This window comes from Lacinutrix cladophorae (assembly GCF_053604645.1).
On the sequence record NZ_JBSHNR010000068.1, the window covers coordinates 1 to 379 of the forward strand.

1 protein-coding gene is annotated in these 379 nt (G+C 43.3%); it reads right to left on the bottom strand.

Features of this window, described 5'->3' with window-relative positions:
- Nucleotides 1-379, bottom strand: a 379-nt coding sequence (locus ACVC3Y_RS00760; RefSeq protein WP_452225826.1) for an SdrD B-like domain-containing protein, incomplete at both ends; no start/stop codon positions are given.

Consider the following 379-nt stretch of genomic DNA (forward strand, 5'->3'; position numbering starts at 1 on the left):
CCATCCGTTCCTGTTGTTACTGTTGTTTCGTCTCCGTTAACATCGGTAATTACAACTTCTACTCCTTCTATTCCTTCTTCTCCTGGATCTTGTATTCCATCTCCGTTAAGATCTTCAAATACAACTCCACTTAAATCTCCAACTGCTGGTGCATATCCATCATTTCCGGCATCTACTGTTCCACTTGCTGGGACTGTAACCTCTGTTGGTTCTGTTCCTTCGGTTAAATTAACATTTGCTGGTAAAGTGGTGGTATCCACTACGATATCAACAGTTCCTGCTGGTACGCCATCTATAGTGTATGTTCCATCTGCTGCTGTTGTTCCTGTTGGCTCTCCTGCGTCTAATACGCCATCACCATCTAAATCTGCAAATACTG